9 protein-coding genes and 4 pseudogenes are annotated in these 26,367 nt (G+C 43.1%); 8 read left to right on the top strand and 5 right to left on the bottom strand.

The window, feature by feature from the left end; translation table 11 throughout:
• The first annotated feature begins 211 nt into the window (after positions 1 to 211).
• Positions 212 to 2,481 (top strand): annotated as a pseudogene (locus DXA05_RS09240) (GH92 family glycosyl hydrolase).
• 300 nt (positions 2,482 to 2,781) lie between these two features.
• Here DXA05_RS09240 and DXA05_RS09235 read toward each other — a convergent pair.
• The 5 genes from DXA05_RS09235 to DXA05_RS09215 all read right to left on the bottom strand — a co-directional run bounded on the left by DXA05_RS09235 (position 2,782) and on the right by DXA05_RS09215 (position 10,441).
• Complete coding sequence (locus DXA05_RS09235; protein WP_004313028.1) at positions 2,782 to 3,942, bottom strand: glycoside hydrolase family 130 protein; 1,161 nt, start codon at positions 3,940 to 3,942, stop codon at positions 2,782 to 2,784.
• Between the two features lie 497 nt (positions 3,943 to 4,439).
• Entirely contained in the window at positions 4,440 to 5,885 is a 1,446-nt protein-coding gene (locus tag DXA05_RS09230; protein ID WP_117684357.1) for a glycoside hydrolase family 125 protein, read from the bottom strand.
• A 59-nt stretch (positions 5,886 to 5,944) separates the two neighbouring features.
• Positions 5,945 to 7,075, bottom strand: coding sequence for a glycoside hydrolase family 76 protein (locus DXA05_RS09225; protein ID WP_015533072.1), 1,131 nt, complete (start codon positions 7,073 to 7,075; stop codon positions 5,945 to 5,947).
• A 79-nt stretch (positions 7,076 to 7,154) separates the two neighbouring features.
• Positions 7,155 to 8,105 (bottom strand): endonuclease/exonuclease/phosphatase family protein, encoded by a 951-nt coding sequence (locus tag DXA05_RS09220; RefSeq protein ID WP_015533073.1) that lies wholly within the window; start codon positions 8,103 to 8,105, stop codon positions 7,155 to 7,157.
• Positions 8,106 to 8,158: 53 nt separating this feature from the next.
• Positions 8,159 to 10,441 carry a GH92 family glycosyl hydrolase gene (locus tag DXA05_RS09215; protein ID WP_128859096.1) on the bottom strand — a complete coding sequence of 761 codons (2,283 nt, stop codon included), beginning with the start codon at positions 10,439 to 10,441 and terminating at the stop codon, positions 8,159 to 8,161.
• A gap of 209 nt (positions 10,442 to 10,650) precedes the next feature.
• Here DXA05_RS09215 and DXA05_RS09205 point away from each other — a divergent pair.
• The 7 genes and pseudogenes from DXA05_RS09205 to DXA05_RS09175 all read left to right on the top strand — a co-directional run bounded on the left by DXA05_RS09205 (position 10,651) and on the right by DXA05_RS09175 (position 26,352).
• A pseudogene (locus DXA05_RS09205) lies at positions 10,651 to 14,688 on the top strand (response regulator).
• 188 nt (positions 14,689 to 14,876) lie between these two features.
• Positions 14,877 to 16,850, top strand: coding sequence for a LamG-like jellyroll fold domain-containing protein (locus DXA05_RS09200; protein ID WP_128859095.1), 1,974 nt, complete (start codon positions 14,877 to 14,879; stop codon positions 16,848 to 16,850).
• 18 nt (positions 16,851 to 16,868) lie between these two features.
• Positions 16,869 to 18,115, top strand: a pseudogene (locus tag DXA05_RS28340) (SusE domain-containing protein).
• 14 nt (positions 18,116 to 18,129) lie between these two features.
• Positions 18,130 to 19,521: a glycoside hydrolase family 76 protein gene (locus tag DXA05_RS09190; protein ID WP_128859094.1), complete on the top strand. Its 1,392-nt coding sequence runs from the start codon at positions 18,130 to 18,132 to the stop codon at positions 19,519 to 19,521.
• Between the two features lie 36 nt (positions 19,522 to 19,557).
• The gene (locus DXA05_RS09185; protein WP_128859093.1) at positions 19,558 to 22,803 is read left to right on the top strand and encodes a TonB-dependent receptor; all 3,246 of its coding nucleotides are present in this window, start codon (positions 19,558 to 19,560) and stop codon (positions 22,801 to 22,803) included.
• A gap of 13 nt (positions 22,804 to 22,816) precedes the next feature.
• Positions 22,817 to 24,745 (top strand): RagB/SusD family nutrient uptake outer membrane protein, encoded by a 1,929-nt coding sequence (locus DXA05_RS09180; RefSeq protein WP_128859092.1) that lies wholly within the window; start codon positions 22,817 to 22,819, stop codon positions 24,743 to 24,745.
• A gap of 36 nt (positions 24,746 to 24,781) precedes the next feature.
• Positions 24,782 to 26,352, top strand: a pseudogene (locus DXA05_RS09175) (LamG domain-containing protein).
• Positions 26,353 to 26,367: the final 15 nt, after the last annotated feature.

Genomic DNA, 26,367 nt, shown 5'->3' with positions numbered 1-26,367 from the left:
TCCACAGATTCATTTATTATGTTATTTAGTAGACGGTACGCAGTTTTTCTGTGGAAAACCGTGTAAATCTGTGGTTGGAACTTGCCAAAAGAGTAAACCTGCCTGCCATTTTTCTTGTAAACTCTAGCGACAGTTAGTTAATTCCTAAATAGGTAGTATATTTGCATCATTCGCTAACTATAATTTTCAATCATACCAAAGAAAAATACGAATGAAGGCATTTAAACTACTTGCACTTACTTCTTGTGTCTTGCTTGCAGCGGGAAATGGAGTAGCGCAACAGAACTATTCAAAAAGTGAAGGATTATTGCAGTACGTCGATCCGTATATCGGATCCGGTTATCATGGACACGTCTTTGTTGGGACGAGTGTTCCGTATGGAATGGTACAGCTGGGTCCTACTAATATCCATAAAGGTTGGGACTGGTGCTCGGGTTATCATTATTCCGATAGTATTTTAATTGGCTTTTCACATACCCATTTGAGCGGTACGGGCTGTACTGACTTATGTGATATTCTCATCATGCCATTGAATGAGATCCGTACTCCCAGAGGCAATCAGGATGATATACGTGATGGGTATGCTTCCAGATATTCTCATGCGAATGAAATCGCCCGTCCCGAATATTACTCTTTGCTTCTCGACCGTTACAATATCAAAGCCGAGCTGACAGCTACAGATCGTGTAGGCTTCCATCGTTATACTTATCCTGAAGGAAAACCGGCTTCCATATTAATCGACTTACGTGAAGGAAACGGATCGAATGCTTACGACAGCTATATCCGTAAGGTAGATGATTATACAGTAGAGGGTTATCGTTATGTGAGAGGCTGGAGTCCTTCCCGCAAAGTTTATTTTGTGTTGAAAAGTGATAAGAAGATAGAGCAGTTTACTGCCTATGATGATAATACCCCGCAACCTTGGGACCAACTGAAAGTGGCATCGGTGAAGAGTGTCCTCACTTTTGGTAACGTGAAGGAAGTGAAGATAAAAGTCGCCCTTTCTTCTGTCAGCTGTGACAACGCAGCGATGAACCTGCAATCCGAACTTACTCACTGGGATTTTGATAAGGTGGTGGATATGAGTGCCGACCGATGGAATAAGCAACTGGAGAAGATGACAGTAGAGACTGATGATGAGGCTTCCAAACGTGTATTCTATACCGCCCATTATCATACTATGATTGCCCCTACGCTTTTTTGCGATGTGAATGGAGAGTATAGAGGGATGAATGACATGATTTACACAGACCCGAAGAAAGCCAACTATACGACTCTTTCTTTATGGGATACCTACCGTGCATTAAATCCTTTGATGACTATTACTCAACCTGAAATGGTTGACCATGTAGTCAATTCGATGATTTCCATCTATCGTCAGCAGGACAAACTCCCTATCTGGCCTTTGATGAGTGGAGAGACCGATCAGATGCCGGGGTATAGCTCCGTGCCGGTGATTGCCGATGCATATCTGAAAGGATTTACCGGGTTCGATGCGGAAGAAGCATTGCAAGCAATGATAGCTACAGCTACTTATGAAAAGCAGAAAGGAGTACCTTATGTAGTCAAAAAAGGCTATATCCCTGCCGACAAAGTTCATGAAGCTACTTCCATAGCCATGGAGTATGCAGTGGACGACTGGGGAATTGCCGCTATGGCACGTAAGATGGGAAAGACAGAAGATGCTGAAACATTCTCAAAACGTGCTCATTATTACAAGAACTATTTTGATTCTTCTATCCATTTCATTCGTCCGAAACTGGAAGACGGCTCTTGGCGTACTCCTTACGATCCGGCACGTTCCATCCATACTGTTGGAGATTTCTGTGAAGGAAACGGATGGCAATATACTTTCTTTGCTCCACAAGACCCCTATGGCTGATTGCCTTGTTTGGAGGTGACAAACCTTTTACAACGAAGCTTGATGGTTTCTTTACCAATACCGACAGTATGGGGGAAGGAGCATCAAGCGACATAACCGGATTGATCGGACAATATGCACATGGAAATGAACCGAGCCATCATGTTGCTTATCTTTATGCGTATGCCGGTGAACAATGGAAAACGGCGGAAAAGGTTCGTTTTATCATGAGCGATTTTTACACAGACCAGCCGGACGGTATCATCGGTAATGAGGATTGTGGCCAAATGTCTGCCTGGTATCTTCTTTCATCTATGGGACTCTATCAGGTGAACCCGTCGGATGGTGTATTTGTTTTCGGTAGCCCTTGTTTTAAGAAAGTAGAAGTGAAGGTACGTGGTGGTAACACTTTTACTGTAGAAGCACCCAATAACAGCAAAGAAAATATCTATATCCAGAAAGTGTATTTGAATGGTAAGCCTTATGATAAGAGTTATATCACTTATCAGGATATAATAAATGGCAGCACATTGAAGTTTGTAATGGGGAAAAAGCCTAATAAGAATTTTGGTAAGGCTCCGGCAAACAGACCGGTTGTTTTGAATAAGATAAATGGATAAAGATGGCTTACTTATAAAAGACAGCTAATTGTTGAAAGGAGGAAGAAGCCTCCGACAATGAAAGAATAAAGCTGGTTCTCAATATTCAATTCAGTTTTCAATAGGTATTATAAGGCTTTCCGATTGTAGCATTTAATTCTGCTTCGGAAAGCTTTATTTTATACTAGAAACGCTGAAAAGCAAATCCTTAACAAGAACTTACTGTTTTCAGCCGTTTTGGGGAATATAGTTTTAAGAAATAAGTTAGTCCTGATTACATCTTTCCTTTAAAAAAGAATGTAATCAAGACTATTTTTATAACTATGGAAGCGGATCAGCTTTTGCCGGTCGTTTCGGATCATAAACGGCTACTCCTACTTTGGAGTCAGCACAACCATAATACAAATACCATTTGTTTTTGAAGTAGACCATTCCTTCTATAAATACGGTTCCATCCACATATTGCCCACTCTTTTCAAAGCTATCCATCGGACGGAAGAACGGTTCATCGAGACGGGTGATAAAGCGGGTAGGATCATTGGCGTCGAAGAGTGCTTGTCCGGCAGCATAGACATTGGCGGTATAGCGTTTGTCACCTCTTCCTGAATGGTTCTTACCATTATAAAGAAGGACAATTCCTTTCGGAGTGTAGATAGCTGGAGGCCCACATTCGGTGAGATGGCTGTCGAAGTAGCCGTCACGGGGAGAAAACAGCTTTTTTAGGGAGCCGTCAATGTTGACAATCGGTGTCCAGTGGATTAAGTCATCGGAAGTAGCTGCGAATACATGCTCCTCTCCCCAGTACATAAAGTATTTCCCGTTGACTTTCTTGATAACCTGTTTCCCTTTAACAACTTCGGTCAGGATAGAGCCGGACTTACAACCCAGGTTGAAGAACTTTCCATCAAATGCTTTGGCAAAAGCAGGACCGTGTTTTGTCCAGTCTTTTAGGTTGCGGGAGGTCGCTACTGCCAGGCGAGGTACATGGCGATTCCATTGGGTGTACATCATTACATATAATCCGTCATCGGTTACGGCAATTCGTGGGTCTTCGCAGCCGCCGGGCCATTCCAACTCTTTTTGTGAATCATTATCCGGATAGAATACAGGAGTCTTTTCCCGTTGGAAATGTGTGCCGTCGGTAGAAGTGGCATAACCGAGGCGGGAAGTCCGGTGTCCGATACCGACACCTGATTTATCCTCTGCACGGTATAACACGACAATCTCACCATTGTAGAGTGTAGCAGCCGGATTGAATGTATCGTTCGATTCCCACGCAATAGAATCTTTGGTCAATGGACAGTAAAACTTAGTGTTTTCTATAGGAGATATTACCGGATTGACATTCTTTGGACGTTCGAAACCACAGAAAGCCCAATCGGGTAATTTGTTCTCTTTATGATTGGAAGACTGTCCGTAGGCAGTACAGGTCATCATGGTTGTAGTAAGTAGGAATAAAAAAGTTGATTTCATATTGTTCATATTATATGGGTCATTTATTTTTTAGGAGTCATATACTCCCTACATATAAATTGGAAAATAAATAAAATGCTGTCATCTGTCACCTGATTGGGCATAAATGATTGATTATAAATATACTGCAGTGTGACAGCATGATGTGACGGCAAGGTGACGACAACTTTGCTGTCACCTTGTTGTGAAAGCAAGGATTTTATTGTTTCTCTGCTATGTGGGCACTTATTTTTCTATCCGGAGCGGTATTCAAGGATTATCAGACTATTACGGAAGAGAGAGTTTCAGTACTTGAAACTAAAAGTTCTATTGCTTGAAACTTTTGTTTCGTCAGCGGGAAACTTTAGTTTCATCGGTGAGAAACTCTAGTTTCTCTTACTTGAAACTGTGGTTTCAAAGGCGTGAAACTAAAGTTCTTCAACCTTGAAACTACTTTGGAAGCGTAAGCTTCAAGGTTAGAAACAGTTATCTCATAAGCGGGAATACAATAAAAACATAATAGAAGACTATTGGATACTATTCAGCAAGTCTACCTTTCCTTCATTCACGAGTTTTAGGATTAGTTCTCCGAACAGCGTATTTTGCCATGCAAACCAGGAACGAGTAAAGTTCTTCGGGTCGTTCTTGTGGAAAGATTCATGCATGAACCCTGTTCCGGCATCCGTATCCATTAGCATTTTGATGCAGGTCTTGATTTCTGCGTCGTTTTGACTGGTGAATGCTTTCATCATAATACTCATGGGCCAAATCATGTCATATCCGATGTGCGGACCGCCAATTCCTTCGCCGGCAGTACCTTTGAAGAAGTAAGGATTATCTTCGCTCCATACAAACTTACGGGTATTCTGATAAATAGGATCGTTCACTTTCACATCTCCAAGATAAGGCAGGGCAATGAGACTCGGCACATTGGCATCATCCATTAACAGTTGGTTGCCGAAACCATCTACTTCGAAAGCATAGATTTTGCCATATTTCGGATGATTGTAAACCGCATACTTTTTCAGGGCTGCTTCCACTTCGTTCGACAGTGTAGTACATTCTTTAGCTAAATCAGGTTTCTTGTTGACTGTATTCAGAATCTCGGCAGCTTTGCGCAATGAAGTTACAGCAAAGAAGTTGGACGGAACGAGGAACTGGAAAGTTGTAGCATCATCCGAAGGACGGAAAGCAGAAGCAATCAGTCCGACCGGCTTTACAGGATTACCCCAGCCGTCGTTGGTCATCGTATCGAGTGCACGTTCCGTTTTACGTTGGAAACGATAAGGACCTTTCGGATCTTCTTTTCGTTGCTGTTCCTTAAACGTTTTCAAAACCTTGGCGATGGCTGTAAGCCATTCGTCGGAGAATATACTGGCGTCTCCCGTCGTCTTCCAGTAATGATAAGCGAGACGGATAGGATAACAGAGCGAGTCGATTTCCCATTTACGTTCGTGCAGTTCGGGCTTCATGTCCGTAAGGTCGCTCATCCATTCGCCGCCTTCGGAATTCATGTTGAAAGCATTGGCATACGGGTCGATATTGATACACTTGAACTGACGTTTGATAACGCCGGCCAGCATTTTTTTCAGTTTCGCGTCTTTGTTGGCAAGTTGCACGTAAGGCCATACTTGTGCACCCGAATCGCGCAACCACATGGCGTGAATGTCACCCGTATAAACAAACGTATCATCTTTACCGTCAAAATGAACAGTAGTATCCAGTGTGTTCGGGAAACAGTTTTCGAACATCCATGCCAAGCGGACATTCGTCAGCAGTTGCTTGATATGCGCAATCTGTTGTTCCACAGCTTGCGAGACAAACAGACGTTTCGATGCTTCCGGACGGTTCGTCTGATAGTTGTTGATTTGGGTATTATCTTGTTGGATGACAAAATCACTGTTCGTTATAGCCTGCATATTGCTAGCACCCAAGAGTGCTATGGACAAACAAAAGGCTTTAGTTATATTCATGGTAATAGTCTTTTTTTGTTGATTAGTATTGATTATGAAAGTGTTGCGGAGAAGAAGTGTTAAATCTCTGCAAAGAATTCAATCAGACAGGCATTGTCGAGCAGCCATTTATACTGCTCCTTGTTGTGTCCCGACCAATCCCTGCCTAATAATCCGTTTTCATCCCGGTAGTTTTCCCAGGCGTGAAGCGCATTCTCCACCATCGCATTGACATACGCCGGATTCTTGTCAATCTTATACAGAGCTTTCAGTCCTCTGAATAAGATTACGTTAAACCAGGCCATGTCTTTATGCACTTTGACAGTCGGATCTTTCTTATCGGCTTTTGTGCGGAAAAAGGCATCTGTTCCTGCGGCTGTTTGCCGTGCATCGCGCAAATACTGTTCATCTCCTGTTTCCTCATAGAGTAATACACCCGCCTGAATCATCTGTCCACTGTTGTAGGCGTACTTCTCTTTGGAAACTTTCCCTTTCAGGTTGATGTTATCCCAGTAAAGATGGTCGGTAGGGTCGCATAGATGCTTTTTCGTCCAGGCATACGTCTCTTTTGCTTTTTCGAGGTATTTGGCATCCTTCGTCAGCCGGTACAACTTGACGCCGAGCACAGTAGACGGTGCATTGGAACAAGTATGTTTCGCTTCCTTCTGCTGTTCACACCAAAAGATGCCACCATCTATCTCGTCGCTCCATCCACTGTAGATATATTGATACAATGCAACGGCTTTTTCCAAAGATGTGGGTTTGTGAGTCAGTTGGTAATAATCGCAGTAATCCAGTGCAATCCAGATGTTATCGTCATAATAACGTCCGTGCTGCCCGTACTTGGTGGGGTATGACTGATAACAGGCCGGCAGGCGGCTGTTATCCCAATACTGTTCCATCCCCGGTAGAATTTTTTTCTCGAGAATCTTTTTGTACTTCTTGTTTTCGGTCGCTTTGTATAAAGCCACACAACCCGACATCATTCCGGAATACGGCCATAGAAAAGAAGCCTTCAGCGTTCCGTTCTGCTGCGTTCCGCCCGCCAGATAAGTAATTTTTTGGTCGGGATTGACAGGATACGTTTCTGCTAGTAGTCCGTCATTCGTCTGATAGAGATTCAATACATTAGATAGAATCGAGTCGGCAATAGAAAGATAACGGGTATTTCCCGGTGTCTTTCCCACTGCGGAGGTAAGGCAAAATAACATACAGGCTACAAAACATATATTTCTCATAGGAATATCGGGTTGTGTGGTGAAACTTTCAGGTTATAACTAGATACAAAGATTATTTCTGCTGACGCTGTTCGAACTCCAGTTCCACCTTTACGGGGAAATGGTCTGAAGGAGTGCGCGCCTGATAAGTCTTGATGTCGATTTCTTCCGGGCAATCGTTCGCCTGCTTCTTTTCTCCCTTGCCTACGATGCTGCGGTAAGTATCCGTCAGCACACCATATTTTTTCACATGGAAAGACGGAGAAACGAATACATGGTCGATACGGCTTTCCGTAAAGCTGTTCGGGTCGAAGTCGTTGAACGTGCCGTTGATAGCATAGCGGAAGCCGGCCTTCTCGTAAGAGTCGCATAACACCCCTTTGCTCACAAAAGCATCATAAGACTGGTGGGTCTGGTCGACATTGAAGTCTCCCGTCAGGATGGCTGGAAGCTCTTTGCCTTTGCCAAGTTCTTTCATCTTGTCCTGTACGAGGAACGCACTTTCCACGCGTGCCTTCTTGCCGATATGGTCCATGTGCAGGTTGAAGAAAAGGAATTCGAAGCCGGTATCCTTGCATTTGAAGTGTCCCCAACTGCAAATACGCGGCAACACGGCATCCCATCCTTTGCTCGGCACGTCGGGAGTTTCCGATAACCAGAAATCACCTTTCTCTATCACATCAAACTTGTCTGTGCGATAGAAAATAGCAGAATGTTCACCTTTCTCTTTGCCGTCGTCGCGGCCTACACCGATATAATCATAACTAGGTAATGCTTCTTTCATATCTTTCAGTTGATGAATAAAGCACTCCTGCGTGCCGAAAATATCGAAATCGTGGTATTGCACTATTTGGGCAATGACCGGGTAACGTTGTCCCCAACCGTTTCCGTTGATTGAATCGCCACCGTTGGCGTTTCTCAAATTGTAGGAGGCAACGGTGATAGAAGTAGGCTGATAGTTACTTTGGCAACCGCAAAAGACGATCGCAACAAGGGCAATTAGTAAAAGGTTTTTCAGTTTCATGTTTTTATAGTTTGTTTGGTAGATAATTCATTGATCTCCAAAAGTACAATATTTTATTCAAACGAAAGAGAGTAAGGTACATCTTTTTCTGTGGTTCCCCGTTGTTTATTGGGCACGGGGCTCATTTGAAATTGAATATTAGCACCTTTAATCAGCTGGTCATGTGTAAGGAAATTGCGGGTTTGTGATTTCCCGTTTACTTTCATTTCCTTGATGTAGCGGTTATCAAGCTGGTTGTTATCTGCCTTGATCGTGATGGTCTTTCCGTTCTCCAGATGTAACTTCGCCGATTTGAAGAGCGGGGTTCCTATGATATATTCATCCGTTCCCGGGCAAACCGGATAGAAACCGAGTGCGGAGAATACATACCAGGCGGAAGTCTGTCCGTTGTCTTCGTCACCACAATAACCGTCGGGACGGGCGGTATATAGTTTGTTCATAATCTCACGTATCCAGTATTGAGCTTTCCAGGGCTCGCTTGAATAGTTGTAGAGATATACCATGTGCTGAATAGGCTGGTTGCCGTGTGCATATTGCCCCATGTTCATTACTTGCATTTCACGCATTTCGTGAATCATGCCGCGGCTTTCCATTCCCAGTTTACCCGGGATGACAAAGACGGAATCCATCATCGCGTTGAATTCTTTCTTGCCTCCCATCAGGTTGATAAGTCCTTGCGGGTCGTGGAATACGCAGAAGCTCCAGTGCCAGCTATTCCCTTCGCAAAATTCACCACTCCAATCCACTGCATCGAAATTCGGATTGAATACGCCTTTGTTATCTTTGCCAACCATCAGTTTGCGTTCCGGGTGATAGACATTTTTGTAGTTCAGCGCGTGTTTCTTATAAATGTCGATTTCGCTCTCCGGTTTACCGAGTTTCTTGCCTAATGTATAAATTGCCCAGTCGTTATATGCATACTCCAGTGTACGTGCAACGTTTTGTCCTATGCCGATATTGTTGGCAACATATCCTAGTTGGTTGTAAGATTCGTAACCGAGACGACCTGAAGCAGTCCCGCGAAGATGTGCATTTGCTCCATGTTTCAATGCTTCCCAAAGAGTTTCGATATCATATCCGCGCAATCCTTTGATGTAAGCGTCGGCCACTACGGAAGCCGAGTTGTTGCCTACCATACAATCCCGATGTCCCGGGCTGGCCCATTCCGGCAGGAAACCGCTCTCTTTGTAAGCGTTTACCAAACCTTCCTGCATCTTCAGGTTCATCGACGGATACATCAGGTTGAGGAAAGGAAACAGACAACGGAACGTGTCCCAAAAACCGGTGTCGGTAAACATATAGCCGGGACGCACTTCACCGTTATAGGGGCTGTAATGCATGATTTCTCCTTTAGCGTCTATCTCGTAAAAGCTACGTGGGAAAAGCATGGAGCGGTACAGGCAGGAATAGAAGGTGCGCAGGTTATCAATGTTATCGTCTTCCACCTCTATCTTACTCATTTCACGGTTCCACACGTCTCTTCCGTTCGTTACCAATTGGTCGAAACTGTTTCTGCCCAGCTCTTTGAGATTTAATTCCGCTTGTTCAGGACTGATAAAGGAGGAAGCAACCCGTGCGTGTACGATTTCTCCCTTTTTCGTGGCGAATCCGATTACCGCACCTGTGTGGTTTCCTTTCGCTTCGATCTCATTCGGAAGAATGTTGTTTTCGGAAACTGTGGAAACGAATGTGAACGGTTTGTCGAATTGAACTACAAAGTAGTTTTTGAAGTTTTCCGGCACACCGCCGCTATTCTTGGTTGAATAGCCGATAATCTTGTTTTCTTTCGGAATCACTTTCACATAAGAACCTTTGTCAAAAGCGTCTACAATCACGTAGGCATTCTTTGTCTCCGGATACGTGAAACGGAACATGACGGCGCGCTCCGTAGGAGCAAGCTCGGTTGTTACGTCATGGTCGGCAAGGTACACCTTATAATAATAAGGTTTGGCAACTTCCGCTTTGTGAGAGAACCAACTGGCACGTCGGTCTTGATCGAATACCAGTCCGCCGGTGATAGGCATGATGGCAAACTGCCCGTAGTCGTTCATCCAGGGACTGGGCTGATGTGTTTGTTTGAATCCTCGGATTTTGTCGGCATCATACGTGTACGCCCAACCGTCTCCCATTTTACCGGTCTGCGGTGTCCAGAAATTCATTCCCCACGGCAATGCCGTAGCCGGATACGTGTTTCCGGTAGACAGTTCAAACTTGGATTGAGTGCCTACCAGTGTGCTGACATAGTCTACCGGATTCTTAACGGCAGAAGATTGCAGGCTGTACAACACGGCACCTCCAAGAAATAGCAAGTGTTTAAATGAAAAATGTGTTTTCATGAACAAATGAATTTATAGATTTGAAAATAATTCTACGACGAAAATAGGGAGAAAAGGAATGTGCTTCTAGTAATAGAGAGGTTAAATCGCCTCTTGTCGCTAAAATTAACTACTCTGGCACGGAAATTTACTTATATTCCGGTCAAAAAAAAGCTCGGAATGTTTTTTTGTTTACCTTTGTCATATAGCAAATCTAAGAATAATACACTATGGGAAAACAGTCGGTTTATATTCTATTATTTTTTCTTAATCTGTTGATACATAACGCTTATGCTTATAATTTGAAGCAAGTTGCAGATAAAGAGTATATGTCTAATAGTTCGATTACATCTCTGTGCCAGGATGAGCGTGGATTGATGTGGATCGGGACCTGCGACGGACTGAATATTTATGATGGACAGGAGATTGAGGAATTTAAGACTCGTGACAAAGAGGATTACTTATCTGGTAATCTGATTGACAATATTGTGTATACGGGCGAAGATATTTACTGGATTCAAACCTACTATGGGTTGAACCGTTTGAACCGGAAAACCAATACAATCACTCACTATAATGAATTTCAGAAACTCTTCTTTATGAATAAGGATAGTCATGGCAATCTGTTCATTATCCAGGATAGTAACTGCATCTATTATTATCATAAAAAAGAAGGAGTCTTCAAGAAAATCAATATCACGGGAATCCCGATTTCCGATATCGTAAACTTCTTTATCGACGGTAACAACCGGATGTGGGTAGTCATGAAAGGATACAACCGCTGTTATGACATACAGCAGGAAGCCGCATCGGGAGATATCACCCTGTTACCCCAGAAAACAAACCTGATTTATCAGACTTCCTTGATTTATTGTTTCAATGACGAGCAATCTCTTTATTATATAGATAAGGAATTTAATTTCTATGCTTTCCATATTCCGACCCAGAAGAATGAATTTATTGCCAATCTGGGTAAGGAAATACAGGAACGTGGCAAAATTTCGTCCATTGTTCATTATCATAACAGCTATTTTGTGGGCTTTTTGATGGATGGCATTCTCCTGTTGGAAAAACAGAAGGAGACGGATCATTATCAAATTCAGTCGTTACCTATCAACAGCGGTGTATTCTGTCTCAAGAAAGACCGTTTTCAGGATGTTGTCTGGATTGGTACTGACGGACAGGGCGTTTATCTTTATTCGAACCCGCTTTATTCTATCAAATCAATGGTGCTTAGCAATTACACCGAGAAAATAGAACGCCCCGTGCGTGCCATCTATCTTGATGATGAATGTACTTTCTGGGTGGGAACCAAAGGAAACGGAATTCTTAAAATCTATGATTACGAATTCGATAAAAACATCTCCGACTGTCGGGCAGAGGTGTTGACTACCTCTAATAGTGCTTTGAGTAGTAATGCCGTTTATTGTTTTGCCAAGAGCCACCGGAATTTGCTTTGGATAGGAGACGAAGAAGGATTAACTTATTATTCATATCGGGAAAAACGTATCAAGAGTATACCAATACGGATCGGTAACGAAGATTTTAAATACATCCATGACATTTACGAAACAGCAGATTCCGAACTGTGGCTGGCGAGTGTCGGCATGGGAGTGGTGAAAGCTCGTATTGCCGGAACATCGGACAATCCGGTGATTGTGGATGCGCAACGTTACATCATCAATGACGGCGAACTGGGATCGAACTATTTCTTTACTATTTATGCGGAGAATGAAGCCAACCTGTTGTTTGGCAATAAAGGATATGGGGTATTCCGCTATAACGAAACGACGAATGGCCTGGAACCGGTGTCTACTCACAAATACGAAAACATGACCCTGAATAATATTCTCGCTATCAGTAAAGACAGCAGCAATAACTATCTTTTCGGAACGAGCTACGGATTGATAAAGTACACATCGGAAACTTCTTATCAGCTCTTCAATGCCAAGAATGGTTTCCTTAATAATACCATTCATGCAATTCTTAGAAGCTCGTCCGACAACTTCTGGTTGAGCACCAATCTCGGATTAATCAATTTCGATACGAAACGGAATGTCTTTCGTTCGTATGGCTTTGGAGATGGTTTAAAAGTGGTAGAGTTTAGTGACGGTGCCGCTTTTCGGGATTCCCGGACTGGTACTCTGTTCTTTGGCGGAATCAATGGAGTCGTAGCTATCCGGGCGGATGGCTGTCCAGAGCAGCTTTATATGCCTCCTGTTTATTTTGATAAGCTGTCTATCTTCGGTGAACAATACAATCTGGGCGAATTTCTCACCCGGAAAAAAGAAACTGAAGTCTTGAATTTGCAGTATGACCAGAATTTTTTTTCTGTTTCATTTGCCTCTGTGGATTATCTGAATGGTAATAACTGTACCTATTTCTATAAACTAAAAGGATTGAGTGACCAATGGGTAAACAATGGTTCGGAAAGCGGAGTCTCTTTTACGAATATGGCTCCCGGCGAATATACCTTACTGGTGAAATATTACAATAGTGTCTTTGATAAAGAGAGTGATGTCTATTCTCTGGTGATTCGTATAGGTGATCCGTGGTATGCTTCCTGGTGGGCTTATTTGATTTATGCCCTGTGTCTGCTTTTACTGGCAGCCTTGCTGATACGTTCCTTTATCCTGCGCTCCAAACGTAAAAAGCAGGAATTGCTGAACGAGATAGAGAAACGCCATCAAAAGAATGTCTTTGAGTCCAAACTTCGTTTCTTTACTAATATCGCACATGAATTTTGTACTCCGCTGACTTTGATTTATGGTCCTTGCGGACGAATCCTTCATCGAAGGGACTTAGTAAATTTGTCGTAGACTACGTACAGATGATTCAGACGAATGCGGAGCGTCTCAACAACCTGATTCATGAATTGATCGAATTCCGTCGGATGAAACGGGAAACAGGGAAGTACGGATTGAGTCATTGAATGTGTCTTCCATTGTGAAAGGAATAGCCAAAACGTTTGTAGAAATGGCTAAATCCAGAAACATCACTTTCTTGAGCAAGATACCCGAGCAGGTGATGTGGAACTCGGACAAAGGATTCCTGAATACAATTATTATTAATCTGATTTCTAATGCCTTTAAATATACTCCCGACGGACAAAGTATCAAGATTGAAGTGGATACGAGCGGGGAAAACATGCTGACTCTTCGTGTAGCGAATGAAGGAAGTACCATCAAGGAAAAGGATTTTCAGTATATTTTTAACCGGTATGCCATTTTGGATAATTTCGAGAATCAGGATGAAAAGAACTTTTCACGGAACGGACTGGGGCTAGCCATCTCTTATAATATGGCAAAGTTGCTGAATGGTACGTTGAAAGTGGAAAATACTCCTGACGGGTGGGTGATGTTTACACTACCTTGCCGGTCGTGGAACTGACTACCGGAGTGGTGGAAACCAAGCGGCTCACAGCGGAATACATCCCTAAGATAGATACTCAATCGATACTGAAACTTCCCCAGTATGAGTTTGATAAGATGCGTCCTACGCTTTTGGTTGTCGATGATGAAATCGAAATGCTATGGTTTATTGGAGAAATCTTCTCGGCTGACTTCAATGTGGTAACCTTGCAAGATCCCGAACGGCTGGATCAGGTGATGAATGAGGTTTATCCGAATGTGATTATCTGTGATGTCATGATGCCGGGAATGGGTGGCATTGAACTGACCAGGCGGATCAAATCGGTGAAAGAGACAGCGCATATTCCTATTATTGTGGTTTCCGGACGGCACGAGATGGAACAACAGATGGAAGCTCTTTCTGCCGGTGCGGAAATGTATATTACGAAACCGTTTAGTGCGGAGTACCTTCGTATTTCTGTCTGTCAGGTGATGGAACGGAAAGAGGTGTTGAAGAATTATTTCAGTTCGCCGATCAGTTCTTTTGAAAAGTCGGACGGGAAGTTGACGCATAAAGAGTCGAAGAAGTTCCTTCAGTCGGTTTTGAAGATTATCAATGATAATATAACGAACAAAGATTTGACTCCGCGTTATATCGCCGATCGGCTGGCAATCAGTCCCCGGAGTCTTTATCGGAAGATGGAAGAGATAGGAGAGGATAGCCCGACCGATCTGATTAAGGAATGTCGTTTGCACATAGCGAAAGATTTATTGCTGACCACTAAAAAGACGATTGATGAAATTGTATTCGATTCGGGATTCTCGAACAAAGTTACTTTCTTTAAGGTGTTCCGTGAAAAGTATGAATGTACGCCAAAAGAGTTTCGGATGAAACATTTGGAAGAGGTTCAGCAGTAGCCTGTGGAGGGAATTTTTAGAGAAAAAGAAGAAGTAAATATCCGTGTTAATATAGTAAACATCCGTGCCAAAAGGTAAAATAGAGCAGTTTATTTTCTTTTGGTAGAGTTTAGTGATTTTATCTTTGCCTCATCGAAGTTTTTAAGTAGATAAACTTGAAAAGTATTAATTTATTAATCTTTAATCTAATGAAAAGGAAACTTAGTTTTTTATTTCTTTCAGCATTGACCATTCCATTTTTTATGGGTTCGTGCAATGATGATAAAGAAGAACAGGAAGTGAAACCGGCAACAGATCTGGTTGTCGATAATAATTCGGTGACACTACTACAAGGAGACGAAATCACGGTGAGTATCACCTCCGGTAATGGAGATTATTATGTGAAGCCATTTGATGAAAATGTGGCGACGGCTACAATCAATGGTAATAAGGTGACTATTAAAGCTACCGAAAATAGCCAGTTGGAAGAAAATAACCGTACGGAAACCACTATATTAATAGTAGATGGACGTAAGAAAGTGGCTAGAGTGCTGGTTCGGGTAGCAAAACTCTGGGATTTGACGGTAGATGCACCGGAAGAAGGTTTTGACCTCTTTATCGGTGAAAAGAGACTGGTGAAGATTTTGACCGGTAACGGAGATTATCAGATTTCCATACCGGAAGGTGCTGATAAGTTTTTGGAAGTGGGTGAACTATCCGGACAGGTTATTCCGTTGACTGCCAAGTTCGAGACTGGAACCGATCCGGTAAATGTTACGATAACAGATAAGAAAGGTAAGACAATCACTATTCCTGTGGTAGTGAACATCGTGGATCTGACACTGAAAAGTAATGAAGCCACTTTTGCCGAACCGGATGCCGAATCTCAATATATCTCTATTGAGAGAGGTAATGGCGGATATAGTTTCACTTATCAGGTGGGAGACGGTGAGCCTACTACGGATGCAACGATTGTGGAAGCTACTGAAAAAGAGAACCTGATTACCTTGAAACCCAAAGCTAGAGGTGATGTGAAAGTGATTGTGACAGACCAGAAAGGTTCTGTGGAGGAGATTGCGGTGAAAGTGAATCCATATAACCTTAAACTGGAAAATGAAGCAACTTCTTTAATCATTGGTGGTTATGAGGCATCTACTGAAATAGCTATTACCAGAGGAAATGGTGATTATAAATTGGCACAACTCACGGATGATAATAAAACCTATTTGAAAACCGCTGAATTGATTACGGAAGACGGGGCTACCAAGTTAAAGCTGACAGGAAAGAAGCTCGGGACTACCACACTGGAACTGTCTGATGCGGCAGGTCAGAAATTGACGTTACCAGTTTATGTGAATCCGGTATGTTATCGTATGGAATATGACGTATGCTTTAAAATTGATATTAAAAAGTATGCCGAATCACATTCAGAGGTGAAAAGTATGAATCAGCTTACTTTTGAGGTTGTGTTCTACCCGACTTATACTCGTTCTATGCAATCGTTTATAGGTTTGGAAAGTGTATTCCTGCTTCGTGCAGAAGCTAAGGATGTGAATCCGCGTTTTGAAATAGCCACTAAAATTAATGGTAAGAGTGATCCCCGTTTCCGTAGTCAGCAAACTATTTATTGCGATGATTCGGAAGGTGGACGTAAGACTCCAGGTAAATGGTATCATATAGCCATTGTATATGATGGAACGAAATCAAGTACTAAAGAGGCTTATAAAATGTATATAAACGGAGTGAGAGAAACGTTGACTCCTGCGGATAACTCTTATGAGGATTGTGCTCCTAATTCATCTCTTAATCTGACAGATGTGGGTGGAAATGATAAAGCACTGTTGATTGGGCGTTCCGGAGATTCATATCGGGTAGGATATTGCAAAGTTTATCAGGCACGGATGTGGAAGAGAGCGTTGGACGAAAGTGAAATTAAAGCGAATATGTGCAAAATCCTTAATGCAGAAGAACACTCTGACTTGATGGGATATTGGGTATTCTCGAAAGGTGTCGGGGGTACTACGGTTTTTGAAAATTGGGGAAATGGCGGCAACGGATTGGATGCGCAAGTTTGTTTGCAGAATATAAGCGAAAATAAACCTGCCTGGGGAGCGGAACTTCCTGCAACTTATAATGGAGATAAGAGCCGCTTTGAACCAATTGGATGTCCTCATTCATACTAAAACTAGGAATATAATAATATGAGAAACAATATGATAACAAAAAAACTAATCAAATTTGCCCTGCTGTTTTTTCTTATCGGACTGACGGCTTGTGACAATAAACTGAATCCGGGATTTGATCCGGATGATTATGAACCGATTGTTCCGCCTGAACCTGTTAGAACAATGGATGCAATGGCTAGTGGCGAGCGGGTAGTACTTTCGGGTGCTTCGTTGACGGATATTGCTCTGAAATGGACGCCTACCGAAAAACACGGAAATACAGTATATCGTTATGAAGTATTGATTGATACGATCGGGGGCGACTTTACCAAACCGGTAGAAACGATCTTTTCTGACAATAACGGTTTGGAATCACAGTTGACTTTAACCCATTATCAGGCAAACACAATAGGTAAACTGGCTAAATTCCGTTGTAATACCAACGGTACACTGCGTTGGAAGGTGCGTGCTTATTGCGGATTGGATCAGGCTCTTAGTAGTCTGGAAGGCTATTTCGTGATCTTCATGATGGATGGCATCGATGATATGCCTGCTGAAAATGACCCAGTTTACATCACGGGTGTGGGTACGGAAGATGATGGTGATGAAGCGGAAGCACAACAAATGCTCCGTCAGAATGAAGGAATCTATCAGACTTTCACTCAATTGAAAGCCAACCAGCCGTTTGTCTTTATGTCTACTGTCGAGGTCGTAAGTGTTATTATTATGTAGACGATAATGGAGTGCTGCGTGAACGTAACGATGGTGAAGAATATACGGTGACTGTCCCTCAATCGGGTATTTATCGTATTACCATCAATATGGGTGAACAAACCATCAGTTATGATGAGATAGGAGCCGTATATCTTTATAACCAGTCTGGAGGGTACAGACAAAACTTCGACTATCTGGGATATGGCAAATGGGGCGTGAAGAATTATACAGCACGTAAGCAAAAAGAGGATTGGGCAGGAAGCGGTGAAACCCGTCATAGCTTTAAGATGGAGATCAACGGAACGACTTACCGTTGGGGACATAAGGAAAGAGATAAGGGACAGCCTAATTTGGATACCGATAAGAGTTATTATAATCTATATCAATTAGCATTGGGTACTGATGCCTGGGATTATAGTTTCCGTTTCTGCGACGAATTACTGCAGTGGGGTGCTATACAGGGAAATGTATATTATGCTACGGTGAAAACCGATGTAACCCTTTATTTCAACGCAGAGCTTGGAACGTATACCCACCGTTGGGTAGCTTCGGAAACGAATGAAGATTAAAACTTAATAATAATATGAAGAACTATATAGTATCATTATCAAAAAGAGTTTTGCTGTTAAGCGGTGCACTGGCAATATTCGCAGCTTGTGACGATGGCGATTTGGGAGACATCTACAAAGGTAACTCATCCGGCGAATATGTGTCGGATGTGAACTGGGCGGATGCAGCCGACAAAAGTACAGGAACATATATCAAATATTTCTATGAGAATGCCAGTGGACGGAATACCTTTTGCGGAAGCATCTATTGGGAAAAACCGAATACACCGGAAACCGGAGAACCAACAAGTACAGGCGGTAGCGGTGGTTGGTCACAGGGACATGCATTGGATGTTATCACCGATGCTTATATCCGCCATGCGAACAATCCCGAATATCAGACTTATTTGTATGAAAACATCATGAAACCTTTCCTGCCGGCTTTTGATGACTGGAATGAGCATTGCGGTTATGGTGGCAAGGATTTTTGGAATAACTTCTATGATGATATGGAATGGATGGCACTAGCTTCCCTGCGGGTATACGAGTTGACTGGTGATCCTGATTATTACAGTGCATTGATGAAGATGTGGAATCATATCAAGGGAGCAAAGAATGACTACAAAGGGGCAGGAGGAATGGCATGGAAAACGGATGCGCCGGCTTCGCGTATGTCTTGTTCCAATGGTCCCGGTTGCCTGTTGGCTATGAAGTTATATCAGCTCACCATTAAGGAGGCTAAAGACGGTTGGGAAGAGCAGGCTGCTTATTACCTGAACTTCGCCAAAGAGGTATACAACTGGATGACGGCTTATCTGTGTGATATTTCCACCGGACAGGTATATGATAATTTGAGTATTAAAGATGACGGTACACCGGGAGATCCTGATAAAGTAGCCTTGTCTTATAATCAGGGAACATTTATGGCGGCTGCCTTGGAATTGTACAATGCTACCGGTGAGGAGGAATATCTTCGTAATGCGGTTGCTTTCGGCTCTTATCAGGTAAATAAGAAAATGGACTCTAACTATCCGGTATTCAGTGGTGAAGGAAATTCGGGAGATAATCTTTTATTCCGTGGAATATTTGTCCGTTACTTCCTGGATATGGTGAAACAGCCGACTAACAGCCTTTATCCGGAAAAGACCAAGAATAAGTTTATCGCTGCATTGCGCAGCTGTTCTGATGTGCTTTGGACGTTGGCTCATCCCGAAGGCTATTATGTGTGGGAGTACGACTGGGCAAAAGCACCGGCCTTTGGTAATCGCGACAACAGGGAAGATCGCCTGACAATCTCCTTGAATGCGGAAGTCCCGGGAGCAACAATGATTGAAATCCGTGCCCGTTATGAAGACTGGGTGCAAGGTAAAGCAACGGAAAAGGCCAACTGGGTCGGACCGGATTTCGGTAAGAAAGCAGAGGAATAAGATTGATTTATTACACATAGAAAATCGAAAAGAAAGATGATACATATAAAAAGAAATATTTGTCTGGTGGCTGTTTCTTGCACTCTTCTTGCAGGTATACCTTTGCAGGGTGTGGCGCAAACGGGAAGAACGGCAAAGGTGCAGGCCACACAAAGCAATAAGATAACAGTGTCGGGTACGGTATTGGACAAGACGACAAATGATCCGTTGATCGGTGTGTCTGTTGTCGTGAAAGGAGTAGCCAATGCAGGTACGATTACGGATATGGATGGTAAGTTTATGCTTAAACTGCCTTATGCGGAAGCTCCGTTGGTGTTTTCTTATCTGGGTTACCAGCCACAGGAGATTGTTCCCGGTGCAAAGAAAGAACTGACTGTCTTGTTGCAGGAAGATACGAAAGCATTGCAGGAAGTGGTTGTAGTTGGTTATACCAAACAACGTAAAGAAACCATGATCGGTTCTGTGGCTACCATCACAACGAAAGATCTGACGCAGAGTCCTACTGCCAATATCAACAATGCGCTTGCCGGACGTCTGCCGGGGTTGATTGTAAACCAGTATGCGGGTGGTGAACCGGGTGTGGATCAAAGTGAATTGTTTATCCGTGGTAAGGCAACTTACGGTAACCAGAGTGCCATTGTCATTGTCGATGGAATCGAACGTGACATGAGTTACCTCGCACCGGATGAAATAGAAACATTCACTATCCTGAAAGATGCTTCGGCCACTGCCGCTTATGGTATCCGTGGTGCAAATGGTGTAATCGTTATTACTACCAAACGTGGTAAGGCAGCGGAAAAGGCAACCGTGAACCTGAAAGCCTCTATCGGTATTAACCAGCCGATCGGTTTCCCCGAATATTTAGGTTCTGCCGATTATGCAACTTTATATAATGAAGCCAGATTGAACGATGCTAAGATGACGGGCGCAGACATCAGCAGTTTGAACCTTTTCTCTCAACAGGCGATTGACAATTTTCGCCGTGCGAAAGGAGACAACTCCGATGGTTTGGGATATGACTGGGATTATTATGATTTTGCTTTCAAACCCGGTTTGCAGGAAGATGTCAGCCTCTCCATCCGTGGCGGTACGGACAAGGTACGTTATTATGTATTGGCCAATTACTTTTCACAAGGCGGTAACTACAAATATTCGAATGCCGGTGAATATGACTCGCAAACCAAGTTCACCCGTTACAACTTCCGTTCGAACATCGATATCAACATTAATCGTTATTTGAGTACCCGTTTGGATTTGGGGGCCCGTATTACCGACCGTAATGCACCGGGTACAACAGCCGGTCGCCTGATGACCATCTGTGCTACCCAGCCTCCATATCTGCCCATTCTGGTGGAAGAAAATGCGCATCCGCAGAATGAGGAATACATTCAGCAAAATCCTCGTGGTATGCTTTATGGTGACAATATCTACCGTTACAATCTTCTGGGTGAATTGAGCCGTACCGGTTATCTGAATGAAAAGAACACGTATCTGAATGGTAGTTTTGCCATGAATCTGGATATGGAATTTCTGACGAAAGGATTAAAAGCGGAAGTGATGTTCTCTTATGATGCTTCTGAAGGACGATGGATTAATCGCAAACTGGATACTTACAAAGACGGTTATCGTGAATATCCGAAATATGCGACGTTTATGCCGATCGAAGGTTCGGATGCTTATATGGCAGGCGGACACTATACGGGTGCTTACAAAACGGGTAACAAATATGATATTGACCAGACTATCGGCAACGGATTCAGTCATAACGCTTCTGACGGACGTACTTATATACAGGCACGTTTGGATTACAACCGTTTGTTTAGCAACCGCCACGAAGTGACAGCCATGTTATTGGCAAACCGTGGTAACCGTACTGTTAACAATGAATTGGCTTATCATAGCCAGGGTATCACCGGACGCTTTGCTTATTATTATAATCAGAAGTATCTGATGGAATTTAACTTCGGTTACAATGGTTCCGAGAACTTCGCTCCGGGCAAACGTTACGGGTTCTTCCCAGCTGGTTCAATCGGTTGGGTAGTCTCTGAAGAGGAATTTATGAAAAAGGCTTCCTGGATTGACTTCCTGAAAGTAAGAGCCTCCTATGGTTTGGTAGGTAGTGACAACGTCAGCAGCCGTTTCCCATATCTGGCTTTCTACGGTGGTGGTAGCGGTTATGATTTCGGTAATAACTTTGGTACGAATGTAGGCGGAACTTCCGAAGGTAATTTGGCTAATGCGAATCTGACTTGGGAAAAAGCACGTAAACTGAATGTCGGTATCGACTTTACTACCCTGAATCAACGCTTGGCATTGACGATAGATGCATTTTACGAATATCGTTTTGACATTATTACAGATATGAACAGTGACGGTATCATGGGATATCCGGACATTGTAGGTAAAGATGCAGCTTTACAGAATCTGGGTGAAGTAAGCAACCGTGGTGTGGATATCGAATTGAGCTGGAATGATAAGATTGGAAAGGATTTCCGTTACTATATTCGTCCGAACCTGACTTTCTCCCGTAACCGTCTGGAATATAAAGCGGAAGTTGCCCGCAAGAACTCCTGGCGTAAAGAAACCGGTAAACGTTTATACGAAAACTTCGTCTATGTGTTCGATCATTTTGTAGCCGATCAGGAAGAGGCTGACCGTTTGAACAAGATCGGTTATCAGCCGTGGGGACAATTAATTCCGGGAGATGTTGTTTATAAGGATTTGGATCGTAACGGAGTGATTGATGATGAAGACCGTACGGTAATGGGAAATCCGCGTAGTCCGGAACTGATGTTCGGTATTCCTTTCGGTTTCCAGTATAAGAACTTTGATTTTAGTGTATTATTGCAAGGTGCGACAAAATCATCTATTCTGTTGAATGGGGCTGCTGTATTTGACTTCCCGCAATTTGAACAGGATAAGATCGGACGTGTGAAGAAAATGCATTTGGACCGTTGGACACCGGAAACGGCTGCTACTGCCAAATATCCGGCATTGCATTATGGAACACATGATAACAACAAGAATGGAAACAGTAGTTTGTTTTTGTATGATGCTTCCTACCTGCGTCTTAAGAATGTGGAAATTGGTTACAATGTATCGCCCAAATTATTACGTAAATTCCATGTGCAACAGGCACGTATTTATGTGCAAGGTCTGAATCTGTTGACTTTTGATAAACTGGGTGATGTGGATATAGATCCGGAAACGAAATCCGGAGACGGAGCTTCTTGGTATCCTATTCAAAAGGTATTCAATTTTGGTATTGATATAACATTCTAAATAAGATAGAAATATGAAAAAGTTATATAGATTTTCAGCAATTGCTTTATTGGTCCTGCCGTTGGTCTTTACTTCATGTAGCGATTACTTGAATCGGGACGATGATGATAATATTACGGAAGCGGACGTTTTTGCCCGTTACGAAAAAGTGAACGGACTGGTTTCCGACGTATACGCGGCTGCAAAGAAAGCAGACCGTCCGCTGGTGTTTTTCGAGCACTTCAGCAACAGTGCCATTACGGACGAATGTGAAGGAACCAACGTCGAGGGAAACATTACGAATAACTTCAATAACGGTGCCTGGAACCCGAATTCTTTGCCCGGTAGTGTAGGGCAATATTGGGAAGTTCTTTATGAAGGGATCCGTAAAGCGAACCTGATTATAGAAAATGTACAGAAGTATAACACGCCCGACAACCCTCAACAGGATGGTGATCTTCGTAACCGTATCGGTGAGATGTATTTCATGCGTGGTTATTTCCACATGCTGTTACTGCGTATGTATGGCGAAGCTCCTTATATTGACCGTGTGATTAATGCCGGAGATAATATGGACTTCAAGAAAGAATCTGTTCATTCGATGGTTGAAAAGATTGTGACCGATGCGCAAACTGCTTATGGCATGGTTCCTAATAAGTATGTGAAAACTTCCGAGAACTTTGGTCGTGTGGATAAGGGAGCCTGTTTGGGATTGATTTCTTTTGTTCGCTGGGTAGCGGCTACTCCGTTGTGGAATGGTGCTTCTCAATATGGATACAACTTGCGTCGTGTGTTTGAAAATGAGTATGCTTATGATGCTACTCGTTGGAGAAAAGCCAAAGAAGCGGCTAAAGCCGTTCTGGATTTCGAAGTCGGCGGCACCAAGCGTTATTCTCTCTATACGAAACATGATGCAAATGATTTCAAGGATCCGGCTGACGGTAATCTGAATGACAGCCGTGTATATGCTCGTTTGTGGGATATGTTTTATGATATGGATGCCTTTGCCAATGAGTATGTGTTCTTTATGACGAAGAGCAAGGATCAGGCATGGCAGGGTGATATTTATCCGCCCAGCCGTGAGGGAAGTTCGCGCCAGCAACCGGTGCAGGAACAAGTGGATGAATACGAATATATTGTAGGTGATTATGGCTATCCGGTATATTCGGCAGAAGCCCGCAAAGGTGGCTATGATGATACTAATCCGTATGTGAAAGGTACTCGTGACCCGCGTTTCTATCGCGATGTAATTTATCACGGAGCTCCTTACCGTAATAATAAGAACGAGTCGAAAACGATCAATACGGCGAGTGGTTCCGATAAGATTGGTGCTACCAATGCAACTACTACCGGTTATTATTTACGTAAATTCCAACAGGAGTCATGGAACAAATCCGGTAACTTCAGTATCAATGCGCCAGCCATCTGGCGTCTTCCGGAGTTTATTTATATTTATGCAGAGGCTTGTAATGAATTGGGCGAGGATATCGATGAAGCTTATAAATTGGTGAATACGGTTCGTGAACGTTCTTTTATGAAACCGATGCCGCCGGAAGTAAAGACTAATCAACAGTTGATGCGTGAATACATTCAGCGCGAACGTCGCGTGGAACTCTTTTATGAGGGAAAACGTCCGTGGACTTGCCGCTTGTATCTGGAACCCACCAGTAAGGAAGAGCTAGCAAAGGAAAGCCTTTGGAAATCCAGCGGAAGCGATAACTCAAAACGTACGCAGAAATACTGGGCTGCCAATAACGGCGCATTGCCCCGTTGTCAGCGAATGATTAACGGAATGCGTCCGGTGCAGGATGAGAATGGGGCTATTACGGTTGACGGAGTGAAATATAGAATGGAACGTTTCTGCGTGGAAGAACGTACGTTCTCTATTCAGCATTATCTGTTCCCGATTCGCCAGAGTGAGTTGCAGAAGACACCGACCATTGAACAAAATCCCGGATGGTAAACCGGTAGGAATGTATAACTTTAAAAAGAAAATCAGATGAAACGAATCTATACATATATGTGTCTGTTGCTCTTGTCGGTATTATCGTTTGCCGTTACAGGTTGTGATGACGATGATGACGACGATGTGGCTAAAGACTTGATAGAGTTGATTGTGAATAAACCGGTAATACGTATCGGGCAGAATGAGGAAGCCAAAGTGAATGTAGTGGTTGGAAACGGAAACTATACCGTGAGAAGTTTCAACACTGCCATTGCAACGGCTACCGTTTCCGGCGAATTAATAACTGTAAAAAGTGGCTCACAGAATGGGGCCACTACCGTTGAAGTAATGGATGGAGAAGGAGTAGTTGCCAATATCTCTGTGAATGTAGGTGTATTTGAATTGGAAGTGAATGAACCGGAGGTGGTCTTGGAAGTTGCCGGTGAAAAGCAACTGATTGTCAGCATGGGAAACTTTTCCAGTAATGATGAATTGTCTTATGAGGTGGAGGATGAAACGGTTGTCAGCATGGTTAATACAGATCAATTCCGTCCTTTCTATACTTTGACAGGTTTGAAGAACGGACATACAACAGTGACTTTTACGGACCATAAAGGAAAACAGGCAGTGGTTCAGGTGACGGTAAAACCGATTTCTATTGATGTCTCCAATCTGACACCGAGAGTGGGAGTCAACAATAAGATCATGATTACGGTAGAAAAAGGGAACGGAGGTTATAGTCTGACAGCAGAGAATGAAGAGATTGTAGCTATTCAGCAGGTGGATGACACTCGTTTCAATTTAATAGGTAAAAAAGCGGGTATCACTACCGTGTTTGTCAGAGACGAAGCGGAACAGGAATTAAGTCTGACCGTTACGGTGGTACAGGCAGATAAAGTAGCGAACCTGGGCAGCGGTAATTACTTTAAAGTACCGTTTGAATATAATGGTACGGCAGATGAATCGCTAAAGATTTTGAGTACGATCACATTTGAGGCTCGTTTCAATATTGAGTCGTTGAATGGCAATGACAATGGAAATGCCCGGATTAATACGGTGATGGGTATAGAGAAGAAATTCTTGCTGCGTGTCGACGTGCATAAGGGAGGAAGCAATGATGAAGAACGTTTCCTTCAGCTTGCTGCAGATGATAAAGGTAGTATTCGCTATGAGGGCTCTACTAAGATAGAACCAATAAGTGGTATGATGTGGCTGTGGTATTGGATAATAGTAAGAGCGGAAGCGAACGGATTGCATTGTATGTAAATGGTGTCAGAGAAACGCTTCAATTATCAAACGGTACGCCGGATGATTTGAAAGAGATCAATCTTACTTCTGATTTCTACATCGGCCAGTCTGATGGTAAACGCCGGTTGAACGGAGCTATCAGTTATGCCCGTATTTGGACAAAAGCCTTGTCGGATCAACAGATCTCCGAGCAGAGCGGCAAGTTGTTGAGTGAGGATAAGGATGGAATGGTAGCTAATTGGTTATTCAATAATGGAAATGGTAATACCAAGACATTTGTGTCCTTGGCAGGAAAGAGCTTCGAAGCAGAGGCGGCAAATATTGTTTCAAGTTGGAAAACAGATCCGATATTGGAAACAAGTACTCCTACAGAATGATTGTAAGAAGATAGG

The sequence above is a fragment of the Bacteroides sp. AM54-2NS genome (genome assembly GCF_003602935.1).
Lineage (GTDB): Bacteria > Bacteroidota > Bacteroidia > Bacteroidales > Bacteroidaceae > Bacteroides > Bacteroides xylanisolvens.
The sequence above is the reverse complement of the archived record's forward strand: the minus strand, read 5'-3'. Positions and strand labels throughout refer to the sequence as shown.